The sequence below is a fragment of the Flagellimonas oceani genome (assembly GCF_011068285.1).
GTDB lineage: Bacteria > Bacteroidota > Bacteroidia > Flavobacteriales > Flavobacteriaceae > Flagellimonas > Flagellimonas oceani.
Genome location: NZ_CP049616.1, coordinates 2,390,394 through 2,412,671 on the forward strand (window position 1 = coordinate 2,390,394; position 22,278 = coordinate 2,412,671).

Genomic DNA, 22,278 nt, shown 5'->3' on the forward strand with positions numbered 1-22,278 from the left:
TCAGTTTGAAGGTAATCGTACTATTTTTTTGTCTTCCAGAAATTGATAAAGGGCGATCATTGCCGCTACCTCGGCTTGTTTTGCGGCTTGCTCCTTTATTTTTTCCGGAGAATAATGTGTCTTTACAAAATGGGTGTCAAAATTCCCTGATCGGAACGCTTCATGGGCAAATACAAAACTTCCGAAAGGCAAGGTGGTCTGTACCCCTTTGACCTTGTAATTCTGAATGGCATCAAGCATCAACTCAATGGCCTCCTCACGCGTTTTACCATAGGTAATCAACTTGGACAGCATGGGATCGTAATAAATGGGGATGTCCATTCCTTCCGTAAAACCATTGTCCACCCTTATCCCTTCGCCGACGGGCAATTGATAGGTTTCCAAATTGCCGACGCTGGGCAAAAAATCGTTCAAGGGGTCCTCGGCATATACCCGAAGTTCCACGGCATGCCCATTGATTTTAAGGTCTTCCTGTTTCATGGGGAGTGCTTCCCCACGGGCCACTTTTATCTGTAATTCCACCAAATCCACTCCCGTAATCAATTCGGTTACTGGATGTTCCACTTGTAAACGGGTGTTCATTTCCAAAAAGTAAAAATTGTGATCGGCATCCATCAAAAATTCGACCGTGCCAGCTCCAACATAATCACAGGATTTGGCCACTTTACAAGCGGCCTCTCCCATTTCCTTTCGCAGTTCGGGTGTTAAAATGGACGAAGGTGCCTCTTCCACTACTTTTTGGTGGCGTCGCTGTACGCTGCACTCCCTTTCAAAGAAATGTAGGACGTTGCCATGGGTGTCGGCCATCACCTGTACCTCGATGTGCCTGGGTGATTTCACGTATTTTTCCACAAATACGGAACCATCGCCAAAGGCGGAGGTGGCCTCACTTATGGCACGTTTCATACCGGACTCCAAATCCGATTCTTTCTCCACAATGCGCATTCCCTTGCCACCGCCACCGGCGGAAGCCTTTATCAAAATAGGATACCCTACCTCGTTGGCAATCTCTTTGGCCTTGGCAACATCGGTTATGGCCTCATCAATACCCGGAACCATGGGAATGTTGTACTCCTTTACCGTTTCTTTGGCCGCCAGTTTGCTTCCCATGATGCGGATGGCCTTGGATTTTGGCCCAATAAATGTGATCCCGCTATTTTCTACTGCTTCGGCAAAGTCGGCGTTTTCGCTCAAGAATCCGTATCCCGGATGAATGCCATCAACATGGAGTTCTTTGGCCACCTCAATGATCTTGTCACCCCGTAAATAGGATTTGTTCGAGGGGGCCTCCCCGATACATACCGCTTCATCCGCAAATTGAACATGTGGTGCATTCCTGTCTGCTTCCGAAAATACGGCAACGGTCTTGATGCCCATTTTTTTTACGGTCTTCATAACCCGGACCGCAATTTCGCCCCGATTGGCGATCAATATTTTTTTCATGGTGTTCTATTGAAATTCAATCAACAATTGTTTCTTGTCCACAGCTTCACCTTTTGATATATGGATTGATTTGATCACTCCACTTCTGGGAGAGGTGATGATATTTTCCATTTTCATGGCCTCCAAAATCAATAATTGGTCCTCTTCGCTTACCTCTTGGCCTTCTTCCACTAAAATATCCAGAATCAGACCTGGCATAGGGGCCGAAATGGAGTCTACGTTCTTTCCTGCATTGACGGCAAATCCCATTTTTTTGATAAGCTCGTCCAAAGGTGTTTGTATCGAGGTCTCAAATTCAGTACCGTTTACACTAAGGGTATATTTGCCCCTATTAAAGTCAGAGTGCAGAATTTTCAAGTGGTAGGAAGCACCATTTTGAAGCAAATGATATGCGTTATCACCTGTTTTGATCAAATCCAACGAAGAAATGGTGTCTTTGGAAAGAGTAAAGTCAAAGTCGTCTCCAACCTTGACGGAATAAGAGTTATCCATATGAGAATTTTCCATGGGTTAGCTTGATAAATATAAGGGTAATACATCAGAAATCATACAAAGTTATACACCATCCAAAGGATTAATTATGACAATGATCATTAATTTCTGTATTATTAATCATTAATTATGTTGAGTTACAGATAGACAGCGGATATAATCATTTGTTTATTTTTGACATCAAAATTCAAACTATGCTGATCTTAGGGATTGCTGGCGGCACAGGGTGCGGAAAAACTACGGTGGTCAACCAAATTGTGGAACAACTGCCAAAGGACGAAGTGGGCGTAATATCCCAAGATTCCTACTATAACGACCTCTCCCATATGAGCAGGGAGGAAAGGGCCAAAGTGAATTTTGACCACCCCAATTCGATTGATTTTGACCTTATGATCGAGCATATCAATCAGCTAAGGGAAGGAAAAACTGTGGATACCCCTATTTATTCCTTTGTTGAGGAAACCCGAATGAAGGAAACTGTTCCCACAGCACCGAGAAAAGTAATGATCGTGGAGGGGATTTTGGTGTTGAGCAACCCTAAATTGAGGGAGCTTTTCGACATAAAAATATTTGTCCATGCCGATTCGGACGAGCGATTGATCAGACGATTGCAGCGGGACACCCAAGAACGTGGGCACGACCTAAAAAAGGTGCTGACCCGGTATCAAACTGCCGTAAAGCCGATGCACCTTCAATTTATTGAACCGTCAAAGGAGTTTGCGGACATCATTATCCCAAACAACCATTACAACACGGTCGCAGTGGATATCGTAAGGACCATCATCAACAACAAACTTGCGTAACATGGGACTAAAGGAGTTGCGAAAAAAGAAATGGTTCAAGATTATGACCAACACCTATATTCTGGTGTTGACCATTTTTGTGATCTGGATGGCGTTTTTTGATACCAATTCCCTTATGATTCATTTGGAGCTTGAAAACGAAATCGATAAGTTGGAAAAAGAGAAGGAGTTTCTTAAGAGCGAGATTGCCAAGGATAAAGAAATCTTAAAAAAGATGTCCAACGAACACGAGCTTGAAAAACTTGCCCGCGAGAAATATTATATGAAAAAGGACAATGAAGAAATATTCCTGATTGAATATGAAGATAGTCTAAAGAACAAGCAAGATGAGTAATACCGGCCTATTTAAAGAGTTCCCAGAAGTATCCACCAAACAATGGAAGCAAAAAATCCAAGTGGACCTTAAAGGTGCGGATTACAACGAAACTTTGGTATGGGAATCCTTGGAGGGCATCAATGTTAAGCCATTCTACAATCAAGACGATTTAAAAAATATCCCAACCTTTCAATTGCCCAAAAATCATGACTGGTCCGTAGCCCAGTCCATTTATGTTGGGGACGAAAAAAAATCGAATGCAAAGGCCCTTGAAATCCTTGAAAAAGGTGTAGAAAGTTTGATTTTCAATATACCCAATGAAACTACAGATTTTGAAACCTTATTTGCAGGGATCGACCTTCAAGAAGTGGAACTCTATTTCTATTTTGAGTTTTTGGCCATAGAACCCATCAAAAAATTGGTGTCCCTTCTCAAAGATAAAAAAGCAAAGGCCCATTTGAACATTGACATCATTGGGCATTTGGCCAAAGATGGCAATTGGTTCCACAATCTGGAAAAAGACCACGAACTATTTGGAGGATTGGTGTCGTTGGGCACTTCGGATGTTTCTATCATCGGAGTTGACCTGTCCCTTTATCAAAATTCAGGGGCTAACATGGTTCAGCAATTGGCCTATGGTTTGGCACACGCCAATGAATATCTAAATCATATAACTTCAAAAGGTGACGAGAAATCGCTCCCGTTCACTTTTAAAGTGGCCGTGGGCAGCAATTATTTCTTTGAAATAGCCAAAATCAAAGCATTACGGTGGCTCTGGAACAGTCTGGCAGCCGAATACGGAATCAAAAGCGAGTGCAATATTCTGGCAATCCCATCAAAACGCAACAAAACGCTATATGATTACAATGTAAACATGCTGCGCACCACATCCGAGTGTATGTCAGCAGTTTTGGGAGGAGCGGACACTGTTTGTAATTTGGCCTACGACGCCATCTACCATAAAGACAACGAGTTTGGGCAACGCATCGCCCGCAACCAGTTGTTAGTATTGAAGGAGGAAGGCTACTTTGCCGGGGCATCACAAATTTCGGAAGGTGCTTACTACATCGAATCGCTTACCAATCAATTGGCCGAAAAAGCCTTGGTTCTTTTTAAGCAGATTGAAAAAGCCGGTGGTTTTCTGGACAGTTTAAAAAAAGGAAGCATTCAACAAAAAGTAAAGGAAAGTGCCGAAAAAGAGCAGCAACTTTTTGATGAAGGCAAGATAGTATCACTGGGGACCAACAAATATCAGAATCCACAAGATAGGATGAAGGATGATTTGGAACTCTACCCCTTTGTGAAGCAAAAAGCGCGGAAAACCATCATTGAACCTATCATTGAAAAAAGATTGGCCGAAGCCTCTGAACAAAAAAGATTGAACGATGAGTAGAAAGGACCTTCAACAAATGGAATTGGCTGTCAGGTCGAGCGCAGTCGAGACCCAAAATTACGAGCACGAGAATTTTGCCGCAGGAATCTCTCCATTTTTACGTGGTCCCTACTCCACCATGTACGTGCGCAGACCTTGGACCATCCGTCAATATGCGGGCTTTTCCACGGCCGAGGAAAGCAATGCATTTTACCGAAGAAACTTGGAGGCGGGCCAAAAAGGGCTTTCCGTCGCCTTTGACCTCCCCACGCACAGAGGCTATGACTCGGACAACGACCGCGTAGTCGGCGACGTGGGCAAAGCAGGTGTCGCCATAGATTCCATTGAGGACATGAAGATTTTGTTCAACGGCATTCCTTTGGACAAAATGTCGGTTTCCATGACCATGAACGGGGCTGTGATTCCCATAATGGCCTTTTACATCGTTGCAGGTCTGGAGCAAGGTGTTTCCATGGAGCAACTTTCGGGAACCATCCAAAACGATATTTTGAAGGAATTTATGGTGCGGAACACCTATATCTACCCACCTACTCCGTCCATGCAACTCGTTGCGGATATTTTTGAATTTACCAGTAAACACATGCCCCGGTTCAATAGCATCAGTATTTCTGGCTACCACATGCACGAAGCGGGGGCACCCGCATCCATGGAACTGGCCTATACGTTGGCCGATGGTGTTGAGTACATCCGAACCGGAATAAAAGCAGGTCTTAAAATTGATGAATTTGCTCCAAGACTTTCATTTTTCTGGGGTATTGGAATGAATCATTTCGCAGAAATCGCGAAAATGCGCGCAGGAAGAATGCTCTGGGCAAAATTGGTGGATCAATTCAATCCCACAAATCCAAAATCATCGATGCTCCGCACCCACAGCCAAACCAGCGGATGGAGCTTAACGGAGCAGGATCCCTTCAACAATGTGGCCAGAACAACCATTGAGGCGATGGCAGCGGCGTTTGGAGGCACGCAAAGCCTTCACACCAACGCTTTGGACGAAGCCATTGCATTGCCCACCGATTTTTCAGCGAGAATAGCACGGAACACGCAAATCTATTTGCAACAAGAAACCCATATCACCAAAACGGTAGACCCTTGGGCAGGGAGCCATAAAGTGGAGCAACTGACACAGGAGATTGCCGAAAATGCATGGGAACTGATCCAAGAAGTGGAAAAATTGGGCGGGATGACGAAAGCCATTGAAAAAGGCATCCCAAAAATGCGGATTGAAGAGGCCGCAGCAAAGAAACAGGCCCGTATCGATAGCGGTCAGGACGTGATAGTCGGTGTCAACAAATACCGGTTGGAAAATGAGGACGACCTACAAATTTTGGAAGTGGACAATGCCAAGGTCCGCAAACAGCAAATGGCCCGTTTGGACCAAATCCGAAGCAGCAGGGATTCCAAAAAAGTGGAAAAAGCACTCGAAGCTATCCGCATGGCTGCCAAAAAAGCCAATGAAAACAATTCCGACCGTGAAAATTTATTAGCTTTAGCAGTAGAAGCTGCCAAAGAGCGAGCTACCTTGGGAGAGATCAGTGATGCCATGGAAAGCGCGTTCGGACGCTACAGAGCAAAAATCCAATCGTTTACCGGCGTGTACTCCAAAGAAATCAAAAACGACGAAAGTTTTGAAAAAGCCCGAAAGCTTGCCGACTCCTTTGCAGAGCAAGAAGGCCGTCGACCTCGTATCATGGTGGCCAAAATGGGTCAAGATGGACACGACCGTGGTGCCAAAGTAGTGGCCACAGGGTATGCGGACCTCGGTTTTGATGTGGATATTGGGCCGTTGTTCCAAACCCCGGCCGAAGTTGCCAAACAAGCGGTTGAAAACGATGTGCATGTGTTGGGGATTTCCTCGCTTGCAGGGGGCCACAAAACATTGGTGCCCGAGGTGGTCCAAGAACTCAAAAAATACGGACGAGAGGACATTATGGTCATCGTTGGCGGTGTGATTCCAAAGCAGGATTACAAACATTTATTGGACAATGGAGCCGTTGCCGTTTTTGGACCCGGCACCAAAATTGCCGATGCGGCAACTCAAATCCTTAATATACTTTTAGATTGATCACTATAACGGTCTAATAAATATAAGTTTAACTTTATTTAACGCTGAATAGCAGGTTTATTCACCCCCTGTTAACAAATTACATTTTATCGCATCCTAAATAATCGTATTTTTAGCACCTAACTTACTATGAAATGGGCAAGATTATTGCTATAGCAAACCAAAAGGGCGGTGTAGGAAAAACCACTACTACGGTAAACCTTGCAGCCTCCTTAGGTGTATTGGAAAAAAAGGTGTTATTAATTGATGCCGACCCCCAGGCCAATGCAACATCCGGTTTGGGAATTGATGTTGATTCTGTGGAAAACGGAACCTATCAGCTTTTGGAACACACCATGAGCGTTGAGGAAGTGACCATCGCTACCGATTCCCCGAACGTAGATTTGGTACCGGCCCATATTGACCTGGTCGCCATTGAGATTGAATTGGTGGACAAGGACAATAGGGAGTACATGCTCAAAGAAGCTTTAAAAAATCTTGGGGACAAATACGATTTTGTACTGATAGATTGCGCTCCATCATTGGGATTACTGACATTGAACGCCCTAACCGCGGCAGACTCCGTTATGATCCCGATACAATGTGAATATTTTGCTTTGGAAGGCCTTGGCAAATTATTGAACACCGTAAAAAGCGTACAAAAAATACATAATAACGATTTGGACATCGAAGGAATGTTGTTGACCATGTACGATTCCAGGTTACGACTTTCCAACCAAGTTGTTGAGGAAGTGAAGAAGCACTTCGCGGATATGGTCTTCGACACCATTATCCAGAGAAACGTTAGGCTGAGCGAAGCACCAAGTTATGGCGAGAGCATTATAAAATATGATGCAAGCAGCAAAGGTGCCTCCAATTATCTTAACTTAGCCAACGAAATTTTGAAGAAAAACAAGGAGAAAGTTTAGATGGCGAAAGCAACAAAAAAACAGGCGTTGGGAAGAGGCCTGTCCGCTCTATTAAATGATCCGGAGAACGATATCAAGTCAGTTTCGGACAAAAATGCGGACAAGGTCATAGGGAATGTTGTAGAACTGGATATCAATTCCATTGAAGTAAACCCATTTCAGCCACGTTCCAATTTTAACGACGAAACCCTTGAAGAACTGGCCAGTTCCATCCGCGAACTGGGCATCATACAACCGATAACGGTCAGGAAACTGGACTTTAACAAATTCCAGTTGGTTTCAGGTGAGCGTAGGTTCCGTGCCTCCAAATTGGTGGGATTGGAAACCATTCCGGCCTATATCCGCATCGCCAACGACCAAGAATCCTTGGAAATGGCCTTGGTGGAGAACATCCAAAGGCAAGACCTTGACCCGATCGAAATTGCGCTTTCCTATCAACGACTGATCGATGAGATAGAGATCACACAAGAAAAATTGAGTGACCGTGTGGGCAAAAAACGTTCCACCATCACCAATTATTTACGCTTGCTAAAACTGGATCCCATTATCCAAACGGGTATGCGGGACGGTTTCATCAGTATGGGACACGGCAGGGCACTTATCAACATCGATAAGAAAAAAGACCAAATAGCCATTTACGAAAAGGTGGTTTCCGATGGACTCTCCGTTAGAGCTACCGAACAATTGGTAAAAGACCATAAGGAACCTAAAAGCTCAGGTCCGGAGAAGAAAAAAAATACACCTGACGTTCCTGAATTTGTTTCCAACAGTTTGGACTCCATCAAAGAGCGACTAGCAACCAAGGTGGACATTACCACATCCAAAAACGGAAAAGGAAAAATTGTGATACCCTTCCATTCGGAAGAAGACTTTAAGCGTATCAAAAAATTGTTGACAGGTGAATAAAAACCTCCTTTTATTGCTCTTTGCTTTTTTGTTGTTTCATTCAGGTTTTTCTCAAGAAGAAGAGGAGAGCACGGAAAAGGAACAGCCCCAACAAAGCAAAGAAGTGGATTCCATTGCCCAAACCGTGGAAGGGGAAGGTGTTACTTTTGAAGAAGTGACCAAGCAAAGAAACATCAACCCCCTTGCACCCAGTAAAGCTGCATTTTATTCGGCCGTTCTTCCGGGCCTTGGGCAAATCTATAACAAACGCTACTGGAAAGCACCCATAGTTTGGGGTGCCATCGGAACGGGAATTTATGTCTATTCATATAATAACACCCAATATCGAAGTGCAAGGAGCGCATTTAAAAGACGACTCGCCGGCTTTGAGGATGATGAGTTTTGGGATTTGAACGGGGATGGAAGCGGTCCGGATGTATCTACCGAAGCATTGCAGGAAGCACAGGAAAACACACAACGGGATAGGGATTTGGCCTTGGTGATCACTATTGCCCTTTATGCCCTGAACATTATTGACGCCAACGTGGACTCACACTTAAAACAGTATAATGTGAGTGACGACCTAGCCGTTGACTTTAACCCTTATTTAGATATAAATCCGTTTACCAACAAGCCAAACTATGGTATGGCTATGGTCATAAAATTTTAATATATGAAGATTGGTCTGTTTGGATATGGCAAAATGGGAAAGATGATAGAGCAGATCGCTCAAGGCAGAGGCCATTCCATCGTAGCAAAGATTGATGACCCTTCGCAAGATGTGGATTACGCCTCAATGGATGTTGCCATTGACTTTAGTACTCCAGAAGCCGCTTTTGACAATATCACCAATTGTTTTAAGAACAAGGTTCCCGTAATCAGTGGCACTACGGGATGGTTGGATAAGTATTCCCAAGCCATCAAAATTTGTGAGGACAACAAAAGTGCGTTCATCTATGCTTCCAACTTTAGTTTGGGCGTAAATATCTTTTTTGAACTCAATAAACATCTGGCCAAAATGATGGGCGGATTGAACCAGTACAAAGTTGCCATGGAAGAAATCCATCATACCCAAAAATTGGATGCTCCAAGCGGCACTGCCATTACCCTTGCCGAAGGAATCATTGAAAACACCAAGTATAAAAACTGGGAATTGGAGAAATCCAATGATTCGACCATTTCCATTACATCCTTAAGGGAAGGCATGGTACCGGGAACACACAGCATTGCCTATACAAGTTCCGTGGACACCATCGAGATCAAGCACGAAGCACATAATAGGGAAGGATTTGCGCTCGGAGCGGTTATCGCATCAGAGTGGATACAAGGAAAAACAGGGGTTTTCTCCATGAAAGACGTGTTAAACCTAAGCTAAAAAACGTAACAGGAACATAGACCCAGGGTCTAACAAAGAAACTTATTACTATGGACGGTATACAATGGATCATTTTTATCCTGATCATTCAGGTCATCCATTTTTTGGGAACTTGGAAACTCTACGTTAAGGCCGGCAGAAAAGCATGGGAAGCTGCCATCCCTGTCTATAACGGGATTGTTTTGATGAAAATCATAAATAGACCTTGGTGGTGGGTACTTTTATTGTTTATTCCCATCATCAATTTATTGATGTTCCCCGTGGTTTGGGTGGAAACCATCCGAAGTTTTGGAAAAAATTCCCTTGTGGACACTTGGTTGGTCATCCTTACCCTTGGTTTTTACATCTACTACATCAACTACGCTGAAGATGTGAAATATATCGAGGACCGTAGCCTAAAACCAACAACAGGTCTGGGCGAATGGGTCAGTTCCATCGTGTTTGCCATTGTTGCCGCAACATTTGTACACACTTATTTTATTCAGCCCTATGTAATTCCGACAGGGTCATTGGAACGCACGCTGCGCGTTGGCGACTTTTTGTTCGTGAGCAAGTTTCATTACGGTGCAAGAGTTCCCATGACCACTTTGGCCGCACCTATGGTCCATGATACGCTTCCTGTGGTAAAAACAAGGTCGTACTTGGCTGATGTAAATCCTGAAACGCACAAAACATCTTGGATCAACAAATTGCAATTGCCCTATATGCGATTGCCCGGGTTTGAGAGAGTTGAGAAAAATGATATTGTGGTGTTCAGTCTACCTTCGGATACACTTTACCAGTTTTTTAAGGCCCAAAAAGCCGTCATTAAACCCATAGACAAAAAATCCAATTACGTAAAGCGCTGTGTGGGCACCCCTGGGGATTCCTTGGAGGTCATCAATGGATATGTTTACATCAACGGTGAACAGCTTCAACTTTCGGACAGGGCCAAACCCATGTACGTATACGACATTTACGCCAAAAACGGGGTTTCCAGTAAGTATCTGGAAGAAGTTGACGCCTCTGACTATGTTCGCAAGTATATTGCAACCAATATCAGCGAAGGTCAATATAACGCCTTGGCCCCATTTATTTCCGGAGGAAGACCAACGGCAGATGGAAAAATTGAACTTTATACGCAGGAAAAGGGAATACCGACCGATGCGATACGCCAGTTGAGACTCTCACTTTCTGAAGAAAAGCCTCGTTCGCGCACAGCCAACCTAACGGCTGAAATGGTTACTGCCCTGCGAAACAATCCTGCAATTGATTCAGTGGTACAAACCATTGAACCCAAAGGACAATATGGCGGAGCATTTCCTCAAAAACCAAACCTTTACCCTTGGAACAACGATAACTTTGGCCCGATTTACATCCCAAAGGCAGGAACTACGGTAGACATTGATTGGAAAACCATCCCGCTGTACAAAAAAATCATTCGGGATTACGAGCACAACGATGTTAAGATCAGTGGGAACCAAGTACTCATTAATGGGCAAGAAGCAGACTCCTACACCTTTAAACAGGATTATTACTGGATGATGGGGGACAACCGCGATCATTCCGAGGACAGTAGAAGTTGGGGGTATGTGCCTGCCGATCATATTGTGGGGAAACCCGTTTTTCTTTGGATGAGCTTTGACAACTTTAGACAGGGAATCTCCAATTGGAGGGTCCGCTGGGACCGAGTTTTCACTACTGTTGGCGGAAGGGGAGAACCTGTATCCTATTTTTGGTACTTTATTGCGCTATTGGCCGCTTGGTTTATTTTTGATTTCTTCCGAAAAAGAAAGAAGAAAAACGCATAACAACATTTAAAGCAGGTTCTTTGAAAATTATTGTCCACCCAACCTATTTTCCCAGCATTGCCACTTTTGCGGCCATTGTTCAGCACGAGGTGATTTGGGAAGCACATGATAATTTCCAAAAGCAGACCTATCGGAACCGTTGCTATATTTCAACGGATAAAGGCAAGCACATGCTCAATATCCCCATTACACATGTAGGAGGTAAAGAAGGGCACCAAAAATACGTTGATGTGCGTACCGAAAACAGCTATAATTGGAAAAAAGAACATTGGCGAACTTTGGAAACGGCATACCGTACTTCACCCTTCTTTGAATTTTACGAAGACGAAATTCGACCACTCTATGAAGGAAATGATGATTCATTGTATGATTTCAACCTAAAAACCATTGAAGCTGTTGCCGGTTGCATACAAATGGGGATTCCAACCGAAAAAACCGAAAAATATGAAGTGTCGCCGGAAACACTTTTTGATGCTCGATTTTTGGTGGAAGCCAAAAAAGAAAAGGACTGGGGCATTGAACAATACACTCAAGTATTTGAAGAGCGCCATGGTTTTATTGCCAATTTGAGCATTCTAGACCTCTTGTTCAACGAGGGTACCAATACACTTAGCTACTTAAAGGACCTATCTTTGGATTTTACAAATGACTAGGCACCTTATACACTACGGTATACATTTTTTGGTTCCCATCGTAATTGCACTATTGTTCTTTAAAGATAATCGCTTAAAAGTAACCCTAATTCTTTTAGCGGGGATTCTAATAGATATAGACCACCTTTGGGCCAACCCGCTTTTTGACCCGCATCGTTGCAGTATTGGTTTTCACACCTTTCATAGCTATTGGATTATTCCTGTTTATGCACTGCTTCTGTTCTTCAAGCCCACACGGCTAATAGGTTTGGCATTAATGATCCATATTGTTGCAGATACGGTGGATTGCCTATTGATGTGATTTCAAACGCAATGTTGCCATTACCGGGTAATGATCGGATAGGCGTTCATCAAAGTTTTGGTGGGATAGCACCTCAAAGTTTGGGTCGGCAAGGATATAATCAATGCGAAGCGGAATCTTCCAAAGATCGTATGTACGGCCAAAACCTTTTCCCGCTTCTAAAAAAGTATCTTGCAAATCATCTTTTACGATTTTATACACATTGGAGAACTGGGTATTGTTGAAATCGCCGCAAACAATATTGGCATAAGGACTCTTCCGCAAATGATTCCTGAGAATTTCGGCCTGCTCCACTTGTTTGGAAAAGGTCTCAACCAATCTCTTATAGGTCTTTTCTGATTTTTTACCATCAGAAAAATTATCCGTACTGGGTATTATTTTAAATGATTGTAAATGCAGGTTATAAACCCTAATCGTATCCTTTCGAAACAAAATATCAGCATAAATAATATTATTCAGGGTGTTTGGTAGATCCAGTGAACCGTTTCCTATAATCGGGTATTTGGAAAAGATTGCTTGAGTAGTCTTTGACGAGGTATACGGGGTTTCGCTCCGATATGGATATTGTTTAAGTTGTCGATGCCGTATCCTGCTATGTTCTTGAATCAATAAAATATCCGGATTTTCAGACTTGATAAAATCAATTATTCTATCACCAACATTAGCTTCCTTAATCCATCCATTGATATTAAAATGCCAAGTATTGAATGACATTACCTTTAACACTGATGGTTTTTCATTTTGTACCTCTTCATTACCACCTAGGCCGTAAAAAGGGCCAAACATAAAATAACCGAGAACGATAGCTGTCAATGAAAGAAGAAACTTTCGTTTCATTTTTGCCATCCAATATAAAAGGAAAAGGATATTAAACATAAAAAGAAAAGGAACCACCAAACTTAGCACTGAAATAGCAGAGAAAAACCTGGATGGAATAAATGAGATAATACCCGTGAATATCAATAGAAATGCAAACAAAATATTAATTGCATACACCACCCTATCAAATATGGAAGTAGATTTTCTCACAGCTTAATCTTCCTTACCTGCCTTAAACAAAAAGTCCTTCTCCTCTTTGGACAAGCTTTCATAGCCAGATTTACTGATCTTGTCCAAAATCGAATCAATCCTTTTTTGCTTGGCCTGTTTGTCGTAATCTGCTTTGCTGCTCGAAGCCGCCTTTTTCCTATAAACGGTTTTCAAGGGTGCCTTTTTCTCTTTTGGTTTGAACATATTTGCAATGGCATCCCTAAATTTGGTGAAACCAGAACCGATGTCATTTCCCTTGAACAATTGTCTGGCGTACACATATCCTAAAAAGGCACCGCCCAAATGGGCCATACCGCCACCAATGTTATCCCCCATTCCAATCAACACCAAATCCTTGATGACCAAAGCGAGTCCAATGTACCATAATTTGATATTGAAGAAAATTACACGGACCTCTTGGTTTGGAATATAGGCACAGACAAAGATAAGCACTGCGTTGACGCCCGCAGATGCCCCTATCAATGCCGTATTGGAGTTGACAAGGGTCGGAAATACGTTATAACTGAGCAGGAACACCAATCCGCCCAACATCAAACCTAAAAAATATACATTGATAAAGCGTTGTGCATCAAAAAGGTTGAGGAAAATCCTTCCTGCAAAATAAAGGACTATCATGTTCCAAAAAATATGTCCAAACCCTGCATGGAAAAAGGAATAGGTCACCAAGGACCAAGGTTGGGTCAAAAATTCAAAAAAATCCTTTGGCAAATGAAACCAACGTGAAAACGAATGACCTAGCAAGGCGCCCGATAGTCCGTCCAATAAAAATATAAGCACATTGATGGCAATGAGCTTTTCGGCTATGCTAAGCCTTGCAAATTGATATCGTAATCCACCGCTCATCATAAATTAATCCCACCTATTTTTGTTGAACTGGTTCCTTTTCCAGTACCACATTATTATAAATCCGGTCAGCGCTCCTCCAACGTGCGCCATGTAAGCGGTATTGCTAGGACTGAAAAAGGACTGCCCGGTAATCGCCGAAATCACATCCAACAAGATTATTCCGGGAATAAAATATTTGGCCTTGATGGGTATGGGCAAAAATATCAACATGAGCCGGGCTTCAGGATTCATCATTCCAAAAGCGGCCAAAATCCCCATAATACATCCAGAGGCACCCACCATACTGGCATTGTAGATTTGGGCATATTCCGGAATCACTGCTCTTAATGTCGAAATCTGAACTTCCGACAATCCTTCCTGGAGCCGGTTCGAAGCCATCATGTCCAATATTTGTTGGTTCGAAAGACCTGTACTCAACAATTCCGATTGGGCCGGTAAAAAATTAAAGTAATAAAACCCTAATTGAAAAAGCACCGCGCCCAAACCTGCAGAAAAATAAACAAATAAAAATCTGTTTTTTCCCAGAACACGCTCAACGGGCGTACCGAACATCCAAAGCGCGAACATATTGAACGCTATGTGCATAAAACCACCATGCATGAACATGTGGGTAATTATTTGCCAAACCTGGAAATTTTCGTTTTTGGGAAACCAAAGTGCCAGCCATTGGTACATTTGATCTCCATATAATTGAGTGGCAAAAAACAAGATCACGTTTATGATCAAAATATGCTTTACTGCCTCGGTCAATCTACCCATCTAGTTGAATTTTTTATCAATATCCCCTTCGGAGATAATGGTATATGTTATTTTTTGAAAAGGGCTCAAATTTGGCTCCTTGCAAGCAAAAAGGTTGTTCACCAACATTAATTGCGATTCAGAATCCAACACGTCCCCTGTGCGCACCGCTAGGTTCCTACTCAGCACCTTGGCCAATATTTCGGCCTGCGAAATGGAACCATCGGAATAACCCTCCATATAATCTGCAATCAAGCGATCCAATACCGTGCCAATTCCACTTTCGGGAAACATCATGGGCACACCTGTCACTTTTACAGTCTCGTTATCCAAGCCATCAAATACAAACCCAATGTTTGTCAGGCTTTCTTGGATTTCTCTCACCACGGCCAATTCTTGTTTGTTAAAGGTAAGTTCCAAAGGAAAGAGCAGCTGTTGGCTTACCCCTTCCTTTACCGTGATCTCGCCTAAAAATTTCTCGAATAGAATCCGCTCGTGGGCCCTGTTTTGATGGATGACCAACATTCCGGATTTCACCGTACTCACCACATATTTACGCCGTAGTTGAAAGGTGCTGGCCAAATGCTCCTCAATATCATTCCCCGAATACAGGGTGCCCTGCTCCTCACTTTCTGACTCAATAACCACACTGCTGAAGGCATTCTGGTCATCTTGATTACCCAGACCCTCGTACAAGTCTTCCCATCCTTTGGCGCTCTGTTTACGAAAACCATTTCCTGATGCACTCTTTTTCACCGGTGTTTCTTGAAAAGGATTAAAACTGGCATCCACCGTCACCTTGGGAATTACAGCTCCTTTTTCCTTGTATGAATAAGGCGTATCCAGATTAGGGTCATGGTCAAAATCCAGAACGGGCGCCACATTGAACTGCCCCAAGCTATGCTTGATCGTAGACCTTAAAATGGCGTACAACGTGTTTTCATCATCAAACTTTACCTCTGTCTTGGTGGGGTGTATATTGATATCGATAGAGGACGGATCCACATCCAGATACAAAAAATACCCCGGGTGGGTATCGGATTTGATCAAACCTTCAAAAGCAGCCACCACAGCGTGATGCAGGTACGGACTCTTGATAAATCGGTTGTTGGCAAAGAAGAACTGCTCTCCCCTGCTCTTTTTGGCAAACTCGGGCTTACAGACAAACCCCGAAACTTTTACCACCTCCGTCTCCTCGGAAACAGGAACCAGTCGGCCATCCATTTTAGTACCAAATACATGTACGACACGTTGACGGTGTTTTGTGCTCGGCAGGTTAAAGATCTCTGAACCATTATTGTAAAAATGGAATTCGATATTTGGATGGACCAAGGCCACACGATGAAACTCGTCCGTAATATGACGAAGTTCCACTTGCGTTGATTTTAAAAAATTTCGCCTTGCCGGAATATTAAAAAATAGATTCTTAACGGATATGGAAGTTCCCTTGGGAGTAGCGACAACCTCTTGGGACACGATTTTGCTTCCCTCGATCTTAAGATGTGTACCCACTTCGTTGTTTGCGGTACGCGTTTGCATGTCCACGTGCGCAATCGCGGCTATGGAAGCCAACGCCTCTCCTCGAAAGCCTTTGGTGGCCAGATTGAATAGGTCCTGTGCCGATGATATTTTTGAAGTAGCGTGGCGTTCAAAGGACAAGCGGGCATCGGTTTCGCTCATACCGCTTCCATCGTCCACTACTTGGATAAGCGTTTTGCCACCGTCCTTGATAATCAACTTTATGCACGATGCACCTGCATCAATGGCATTCTCCATGAGCTCTTTTACTACGGAAGCGGGCCGTTGTACCACCTCCCCTGCTGCTATTTGGTTAGCGACATGGTCCGGTAAAAGTTTAATGATGTCCGCCATTATGGATTCAGGAATATTGAAAGGTCAAAATCGATGATAAACAGAAACAGCAATACCAGAACGGCAACAATGATCCAAAAACGAAGTTTCAAATTTTTGTCCCCTTCGGTCTGCAAATCGTCCATGGCAGAGGTAACCTTGTTTTTAAGTCCCCTGGTGGAATGTGCCGTGGTTCTGAATTTATCAAGTTTGTGCTCAATTTTATAAGGATTCCCCTCTCCCTTATAATATCTAGGGGAGTAATCGAAGCTCTTGTTTTTCCTAAGTTTTAAAGGGTTTCGCATGGTATCCTTATCGCTGTAACCTCAAAGGTACTCAAAATAGAAAAAAGGGGTCGGACGATCGTCCCAAAAAATGTTAACAACCGATTATTCCAGTAATTGGATTGCAAAATGATTAGATCGTTGGATTGTTGGAGTTATTGATCTTGCTCTTGATACTTAAGCCTATTTCCCCAACACTGCCATTTGGATGGCCGCAATAGCAGCTTCGGTCCCTTTATTACCGTGCTTGCCCCCACTTCTAGCTCTGGACTGCTCAATATTATCGTCCGTTAGCACGCAAAAAATCACAGGAACATCGTAAGCAACGTTCAGGTCCTTGATGCCTTGGGCCGTGGCGCTGCAGACAAAATCAAAATGGCTGGTCTCCCCTCGAATAACGCTGCCAATGGCTATAACGGCGTCCACTTTTTCCGTTTGAATCATTTTTTTGCAACCGAAAGTCAGTTCAAAACTCCCCGGCACGCTCCAACGAAGCAAATTTTCGGGAAGGGCACCGCAATCCACAAGGGCCTCCATCGCGCCCAAGTAAAGGGCCTCGGTAATTTCTTCGTTCCATTCCGAAACAACAATCCCAAACCGAAGGTCCTTCGCATTTGGGATTTTGCTTTTATCGTAAACGGATAAGTTTTTGTTCTCTGTGGCCATGTTCTAGTTTTGTGCCAATCCGATCAGGGCATCAACACCATTGGCTTCTTGAGAGTTCGGATATTCCTCTTTAATTCTTTCAAAATACCCCAAAGCTTTGCTTTTTTCACCTAGTTCCAAAGCTACCACACCAGCTTTGTGTAAAAATCGAGGTGCAGTGAATTCGTTGTCGCTGTGTGCAATGGCCTTTTCATAATAATCCAAGGCATCATCGTTCTGGTTCAACTGCGAAAAGGCATCGCCTATTCCTCCTTTGGCCATGGCCCCCATAATATCATCATCGGAAGAGAACTCTTCCAAATGCTCAATGGCCTGGTCATATTGCTTTAGGTTCAAATACGTCATACCAGCGGAATATTTTGCCAAATTGGCCGCTTTGGTACCACTGTATTCCTCGATAATGTCCAAGAAACCATATTTACCTTGCGCACCGTTCAAAGCCATATTGAACAACGAATCTTTTTCGGTTTCACTTGCCAAGGCTTGATCAAAATATTGTTGTGGATAAAAAAGTTCGTTTGCTGCGGAAGCTTCCTTTGGGTTCTGGATGAACTGGTGGTATCCCAAATAGGCCAAAACACCTACGGCGATTACACCGATTACGCCCAAAATATAGTTTTGGTTCTTCTGAACCCAAGCTTCGGTCTTGGAGGCACCCTCGTCCAAAGTATTGAAAACTTCAGCCGTTGTGCTGTCGTGTTCCTCTATCTGAGCTTCTTCCTCTTTATTTTTTGGCTTAAAGCCTCTCTTCTTGTATGTTGCCATCCGTCATTTAATTGGTCGCGCAAAAATAAAGTTTTTATCCAAAACCAAAAGGTAATTTATTCGTTATTTTTGGATTCCCTTTTTAGAGGGGCCACCTTTTAATTCCAAATCGTTTCTCTAATTTTTTATGTTTTTAAGACATTTATCTTTAGTCAATTACAAAAATTTTGATTCCAAGACCCTGGAATTCGACCCTGTCATCAACTGTTTGGTGGGCGATAATGGCGTGGGAAAGACCAATGTTCTGGACTCCATTTACCATTTGTGCTTTGGCAAAAGCTACTTTAACCCCGTGTCCACACAAAACATAAAACACGACACCGATTTTTTTGTGGTGGAAGGGGAATTTGAGAAAAACCAGAGAACCGAAAAAATACTGTGCTCTTTTAAAAAAGGAACCAAAAAAGTGATAAAACGCAATGGAAAGCCCTATGAAAAGTTTTCGGAGCACATTGGTTTTTTGCCGTTGGTGATCATATCGCCTTCAGATCGTGATTTGATATTGGAGGGAAGCGACACCCGCAGAAAGTTTATGGACGGCGTTATCTCGCAATCGGACAAGGCATATCTGCAGAACCTCATCAAATATAACAAGGTGGTGACCCAACGCAATTCGCTGCTCAAGTATTTTGCTGCCAACCGCACCTTCGACAACGATACTTTGAGCATTTACAACGAACAGATGAACACTTTGGGGACTGCGATCCATCAAAAAAGGGTTGCATTTATCGATTCTTTCCTGCCCATTTTTAAGGAGCAATACCAAAATATCTCCGAAAAGGACGAAAAAATCGACCTCTCCTACGAAAGTCAATTGAGCGATAACAATTTGCTGCATCTTTTAAAAAACAATATTGAGAAAGACCGCGCCCTGCAATATACCTCGGTGGGGGTGCACAAGGACGACCTGAGCTTTACCATTGCCGGACACCCGATCAAAAAATTCGGGAGCCAAGGCCAACAAAAATCTTTTTTGATCGCCTTGAAGCTGGCACAATTTCATTTCATCAAACAATTGGCGGACACCACTCCGATTTTATTGTTGGATGATATTTTTGACAAACTGGACGAAAACCGTGTATCCCACATTGTTGGTCTGGTGAAGGACGATAATTTTGGTCAGATTTTTATTAGCGACACCCATGCGGACCGCACCGAAAATGTTGTCAAGAACATTCATCAGAGTTATAAAATATTTACCTTGTAGCATCATGAAGCGCATTGTTCCCTTTTTATTGATTGTATTGTTCTGGAGCTGCAACGATTCATCTGTAAAGAACGAGGATTTGCATTTTTTGAACGGTTATTGGGAGATATCCGAAGTGGAATTCCCCGATGGCTCCATCAAGGAATATGGTATGAACTCGACAATCGATTTTATTCAATTGAAGGAAGGCAAAGGGTATCGAAAAAAGATGAAACCCCAGTTTGATGGCACCTACGACACCTCAAAAGATGTGGAAGATTTTGAGGTATCTGACATCAACGATACTTTTACCCTTCTTTATAAAAATGAGTTCAGCGAATGGGAAGAAAAGTTGGTGCAGTTGGATTCGGTTTCCTTTTCGGTTATCAACCAAGAGGGTGTTACCTATAAATACAAACGTTTTGAACCCATCAAAATCCCACAATAATGGCGAAAAGACATAGTTCACATATTCCGTTGAGCGAAGCGCTCAGCGAATTTATCCAAGAAAACAAGCTCCAAAAGGGCATGGACAAAGTGGATGCCAGAGAAGCCTGGGTGAAATTGATGGGCAATGGGGTAAACAATTATACATCGGCGGTTGAGCTCAAGAACGAGACGCTCTACGTTTCGCTTTCTTCTTCCGTGTTACGAGAGGAATTGAGTTTGGGCAAATCCAAAATCGTTAAAATGATCAATGAAGAATTGGGCAAGGAATTGGTGAAAAAGTTGGTCCTGAGATAACTCGACGTTATGCCGAACTCGCCTGCCTGCCGGCAAAGGCAGGTTTCAGCGCCCCACCCCTTACTTATGAGACTCCGTGTCGTGCTACGACTCATTTCGACTTCGCTCAATGACCAGCGCTCAGCAACCGCACGGAATAAACAAAAAAGCCACCCAAAAAAGGTGGCTTTGCTAAACTTATCTTGTAAATCGATTAGTAGATTTCCCTTCCTGAGAAGTGGAAAGCACCCTCGATAGCAGCATTTTCATCACTATCGGAACCGTGAACGGCATTCTCGCCGATACTGGCAGCGTACAGTTTTCTGATAGTCCCTTCGGCAGCTTCCTCTGGGTTGGTCGCCCCGATCAACGCACGGAAATCATCCACGGCATTGTCTTTTTCCAAGATGGCGGCAACGATGGGGCCTCTTGTCATAAACTCCACCAATTCACCAAAAAACGGACGCTCTTTATGTATGGCATAGAATAATTCGGCATCCCTTGTGCTCAATTGTGTGTACTTCATGGCCACAATCTTAAATCCAGCAGCCGTAATTTTATCCAAAATCGCCCCGATATACCCATTTTCAACGGCATCGGGCTTAATCATGGTAAACGTTCTATTTCCAGTCATTTTTTAAATTTTGCGCAAACTTAAGCTTTTTCGACCAAGGTACAAGGCTCAATAGCTTTGTTTTAACTCTTGGAGAACTGTACCATTGTCCCCCATAATTTTAAATTCGGCCTTTTTTTCTTCAATATTTAGGTTGATGATGCCATAACTTTTATCGGAAACCACTTCACCTACGCGATGCTGATTGGGTTCTCCGCTAAAGCTCGAGTACGAATGTGTAAGCCCGCTACTGGTAAAATCCACCAAAGGATAAGACAAGCCCTCGACTTCGGCTCTAGAGAACTCCGAAATATGGCGGTCACCAGATAATAAGATCACACCTTTTGCTCCTGATTGCACGATTATGTTCTCCAGTTTTTTCACCTCTAACGGAAAATTGCCCCATGTCTCAAAACCATGTTCGCCCGAAAGGACCTGTATGCTGGACATGATCAGATTGAAATCCGCATCGGAACCGTTAAGCTCCTTTTCCAACCATTGCCATTGGGCAGCTCCCAAAACGGTCGCCGTGGAATCCGTTGTCGGTTTGTAGCGTTTTTTGGAATCGGTATCGTCAATAAGTTCACTTCTAAAATACCGGGTATCCAAAACGATTACCTTTACCTTGCCGGCCGGCACTTCGTAATCATGCGAAGCATAGACCCCCTCTTGGGTTCTCCGTCCACTATCTTGCGGCACGTCCATAAAATCCAAGAACACTTGCTGGCTTTCTGCCTTTATCGCAAAATCGGAACCACCGTCGTTCACACCAAAATCGTGATCGTCCCAAGTACCGATAACGGGCACTTCGTTCCTCAGTTTGGCATAACCTGCAACGGTATCCTGCATGGCATAAATGGACCTTAACCGGTCAACATCGTCCGTATCCGCATACACAATGTCCCCGCCCCAAATCCAAACATCTGGCTTCTCGGCCAATATATCGTCCCAAAAATAGTTGGGCTCTTGCGACATATTGCAGGAGCCAAAGGCCACGACAAAATCTGGAGTTGACTGTTCTTCGACCTCAACGGTTTTCTCGGCCTTCTTTTTACAGGCAGAAAATAAAACCAAGACCGCTACATAAATATGGAATTGCTTCATGATGTGTTTTTACAAATCCAAAAATAGG

General features: G+C 43.4%; 25 protein-coding genes. 14 read left to right on the forward strand and 11 right to left on the reverse strand.

Annotated elements, in window-relative coordinates; all coding sequences use genetic code 11:
- Together accC and GVT53_RS10890 are read right to left on the reverse strand one after the other, a co-directional pair.
- A complete protein-coding gene (gene accC, locus GVT53_RS10885) occupies window positions 1-1,443 on the reverse strand; it encodes an acetyl-CoA carboxylase biotin carboxylase subunit (protein WP_166248654.1) in 1,443 nt (480 codons plus the stop codon).
- A 6-nt stretch (window positions 1,444-1,449) separates the two neighbouring features.
- A complete protein-coding gene (locus GVT53_RS10890; RefSeq protein WP_166248655.1) occupies window positions 1,450-1,950 on the reverse strand; it encodes an acyl-CoA carboxylase biotin carboxyl carrier protein subunit in 501 nt (166 codons plus the stop codon).
- A 179-nt stretch (window positions 1,951-2,129) separates the two neighbouring features.
- Here GVT53_RS10890 and udk point away from each other — a divergent pair, with 179 nt between their 5' ends.
- From udk to GVT53_RS10945, 11 genes are all read left to right on the forward strand, one after another.
- Window positions 2,130-2,738: a uridine kinase gene (gene udk / locus GVT53_RS10895; RefSeq protein ID WP_166248656.1), complete on the forward strand. Its 609-nt coding sequence runs from the start codon at window positions 2,130-2,132 to the stop codon at window positions 2,736-2,738.
- Window position 2,739: 1 nt separating this feature from the next.
- Window positions 2,740-3,072 carry an FtsB family cell division protein gene (locus GVT53_RS10900; RefSeq protein WP_166248657.1) on the forward strand — a complete coding sequence of 111 codons (333 nt, stop codon included), beginning with the start codon at window positions 2,740-2,742 and terminating at the stop codon, window positions 3,070-3,072.
- Window positions 3,065-4,447 (forward strand): methylmalonyl-CoA mutase subunit beta, encoded by a 1,383-nt coding sequence (locus GVT53_RS10905; protein ID WP_166248658.1) that lies wholly within the window; start codon window positions 3,065-3,067, stop codon window positions 4,445-4,447. Before GVT53_RS10900 ends, GVT53_RS10905 begins: the two co-directional genes overlap by 8 nt.
- A 16-nt stretch (window positions 4,448-4,463) precedes the next feature.
- On the forward strand, window positions 4,464-6,512 hold the full coding sequence (scpA, locus tag GVT53_RS10910) for a methylmalonyl-CoA mutase (RefSeq protein ID WP_417941830.1): 2,049 nt from the start codon (window positions 4,464-4,466) through the stop codon (window positions 6,510-6,512).
- A 134-nt stretch (window positions 6,513-6,646) separates the two neighbouring features.
- Window positions 6,647-7,420: a ParA family protein gene (locus GVT53_RS10915; RefSeq protein WP_166248660.1), complete on the forward strand. Its 774-nt coding sequence runs from the start codon at window positions 6,647-6,649 to the stop codon at window positions 7,418-7,420.
- Complete coding sequence (locus tag GVT53_RS10920) at window positions 7,421-8,326, forward strand: ParB/RepB/Spo0J family partition protein (RefSeq protein ID WP_166248661.1); 906 nt, start codon at window positions 7,421-7,423, stop codon at window positions 8,324-8,326.
- Window positions 8,319-8,975 (forward strand): DUF5683 domain-containing protein, encoded by a 657-nt coding sequence (locus GVT53_RS10925; RefSeq protein WP_240904985.1) that lies wholly within the window; start codon window positions 8,319-8,321, stop codon window positions 8,973-8,975. The genes GVT53_RS10920 and GVT53_RS10925 overlap by 8 nt, the downstream gene beginning before the upstream one ends.
- A gap of 3 nt (window positions 8,976-8,978) precedes the next feature.
- Window positions 8,979-9,680 carry a 4-hydroxy-tetrahydrodipicolinate reductase gene (gene dapB, locus GVT53_RS10930; RefSeq protein WP_166248662.1) on the forward strand — a complete coding sequence of 234 codons (702 nt, stop codon included), beginning with the start codon at window positions 8,979-8,981 and terminating at the stop codon, window positions 9,678-9,680.
- Window positions 9,681-9,730: 50 nt separating this feature from the next.
- Window positions 9,731-11,470: a signal peptidase I gene (gene lepB / locus GVT53_RS10935; protein ID WP_166248663.1), complete on the forward strand. Its 1,740-nt coding sequence runs from the start codon at window positions 9,731-9,733 to the stop codon at window positions 11,468-11,470.
- Window positions 11,471-11,490: 20 nt separating this feature from the next.
- Window positions 11,491-12,123 (forward strand): WbqC family protein, encoded by a 633-nt coding sequence (locus GVT53_RS10940; RefSeq protein WP_166248664.1) that lies wholly within the window; start codon window positions 11,491-11,493, stop codon window positions 12,121-12,123.
- Window positions 12,116-12,424: a DUF6122 family protein gene (locus GVT53_RS10945; protein ID WP_166248665.1), complete on the forward strand. Its 309-nt coding sequence runs from the start codon at window positions 12,116-12,118 to the stop codon at window positions 12,422-12,424. Before GVT53_RS10940 ends, GVT53_RS10945 begins: the two co-directional genes overlap by 8 nt.
- On the opposite strand, the gene GVT53_RS10950 is transcribed toward GVT53_RS10945, so the two are convergent.
- From GVT53_RS10950 to GVT53_RS10980, 7 genes are all read right to left on the reverse strand, one after another.
- Window positions 12,413-13,261: an endonuclease/exonuclease/phosphatase family protein gene (locus GVT53_RS10950; RefSeq protein ID WP_166248666.1), complete on the reverse strand. Its 849-nt coding sequence runs from the start codon at window positions 13,259-13,261 to the stop codon at window positions 12,413-12,415. The genes GVT53_RS10945 and GVT53_RS10950 overlap by 12 nt on opposite strands.
- A gap of 195 nt (window positions 13,262-13,456) precedes the next feature.
- Window positions 13,457-14,320 (reverse strand): rhomboid family intramembrane serine protease, encoded by an 864-nt coding sequence (locus tag GVT53_RS10955; protein ID WP_166248667.1) that lies wholly within the window; start codon window positions 14,318-14,320, stop codon window positions 13,457-13,459.
- A gap of 3 nt (window positions 14,321-14,323) precedes the next feature.
- Window positions 14,324-15,079: a rhomboid family intramembrane serine protease gene (locus GVT53_RS10960; protein ID WP_166248668.1), complete on the reverse strand. Its 756-nt coding sequence runs from the start codon at window positions 15,077-15,079 to the stop codon at window positions 14,324-14,326.
- Window positions 15,080-16,930: a DNA mismatch repair endonuclease MutL gene (gene mutL, locus GVT53_RS10965; protein ID WP_166248669.1), complete on the reverse strand. Its 1,851-nt coding sequence runs from the start codon at window positions 16,928-16,930 to the stop codon at window positions 15,080-15,082.
- Entirely contained in the window at window positions 16,930-17,214 is a 285-nt protein-coding gene (locus GVT53_RS10970) for a riboflavin synthase subunit beta (RefSeq protein ID WP_108246641.1), read from the reverse strand. Before GVT53_RS10970 ends, mutL begins: the two co-directional genes overlap by 1 nt.
- Window positions 17,215-17,376: 162 nt before the next feature.
- Window positions 17,377-17,859 (reverse strand): 6,7-dimethyl-8-ribityllumazine synthase, encoded by a 483-nt coding sequence (gene ribH, locus GVT53_RS10975; RefSeq protein WP_166248670.1) that lies wholly within the window; start codon window positions 17,857-17,859, stop codon window positions 17,377-17,379.
- Between the two features lie 3 nt (window positions 17,860-17,862).
- A complete protein-coding gene (locus GVT53_RS10980) occupies window positions 17,863-18,624 on the reverse strand; it encodes a tetratricopeptide repeat protein (RefSeq protein WP_166248671.1) in 762 nt (253 codons plus the stop codon).
- 127 nt (window positions 18,625-18,751) lie between these two features.
- On the opposite strand from GVT53_RS10980, the gene recF reads away from it, so the two are divergent.
- From recF to GVT53_RS10995, 3 genes are read left to right on the forward strand one after another with little or no spacing between them, the layout of a single operon-like run.
- Window positions 18,752-19,831, forward strand: coding sequence for a DNA replication/repair protein RecF (recF, locus tag GVT53_RS10985; RefSeq protein WP_166248672.1), 1,080 nt, complete (start codon window positions 18,752-18,754; stop codon window positions 19,829-19,831).
- A gap of 4 nt (window positions 19,832-19,835) precedes the next feature.
- Window positions 19,836-20,258 (forward strand): hypothetical protein, encoded by a 423-nt coding sequence (locus tag GVT53_RS10990; RefSeq protein WP_166248673.1) that lies wholly within the window; start codon window positions 19,836-19,838, stop codon window positions 20,256-20,258.
- The gene (locus tag GVT53_RS10995; protein WP_108246636.1) at window positions 20,258-20,554 is read left to right on the forward strand and encodes a DciA family protein; all 297 of its coding nucleotides are present in this window, start codon (window positions 20,258-20,260) and stop codon (window positions 20,552-20,554) included. The genes GVT53_RS10990 and GVT53_RS10995 overlap by 1 nt, the downstream gene beginning before the upstream one ends.
- Before the next feature lie 193 nt (window positions 20,555-20,747).
- Here the strand turns inward: GVT53_RS10995 and GVT53_RS11000 are convergent, their stop codons facing one another.
- Both GVT53_RS11000 and GVT53_RS11005 read right to left on the reverse strand, forming a co-directional pair.
- On the reverse strand, window positions 20,748-21,167 hold the full coding sequence (locus GVT53_RS11000; RefSeq protein ID WP_166248674.1) for a nucleoside-diphosphate kinase: 420 nt from the start codon (window positions 21,165-21,167) through the stop codon (window positions 20,748-20,750).
- Between the two features lie 48 nt (window positions 21,168-21,215).
- Window positions 21,216-22,250: an alkaline phosphatase D family protein gene (locus GVT53_RS11005; protein WP_166248675.1), complete on the reverse strand. Its 1,035-nt coding sequence runs from the start codon at window positions 22,248-22,250 to the stop codon at window positions 21,216-21,218.
- Between the last annotated feature and the right edge of the window lie 28 nt (window positions 22,251-22,278).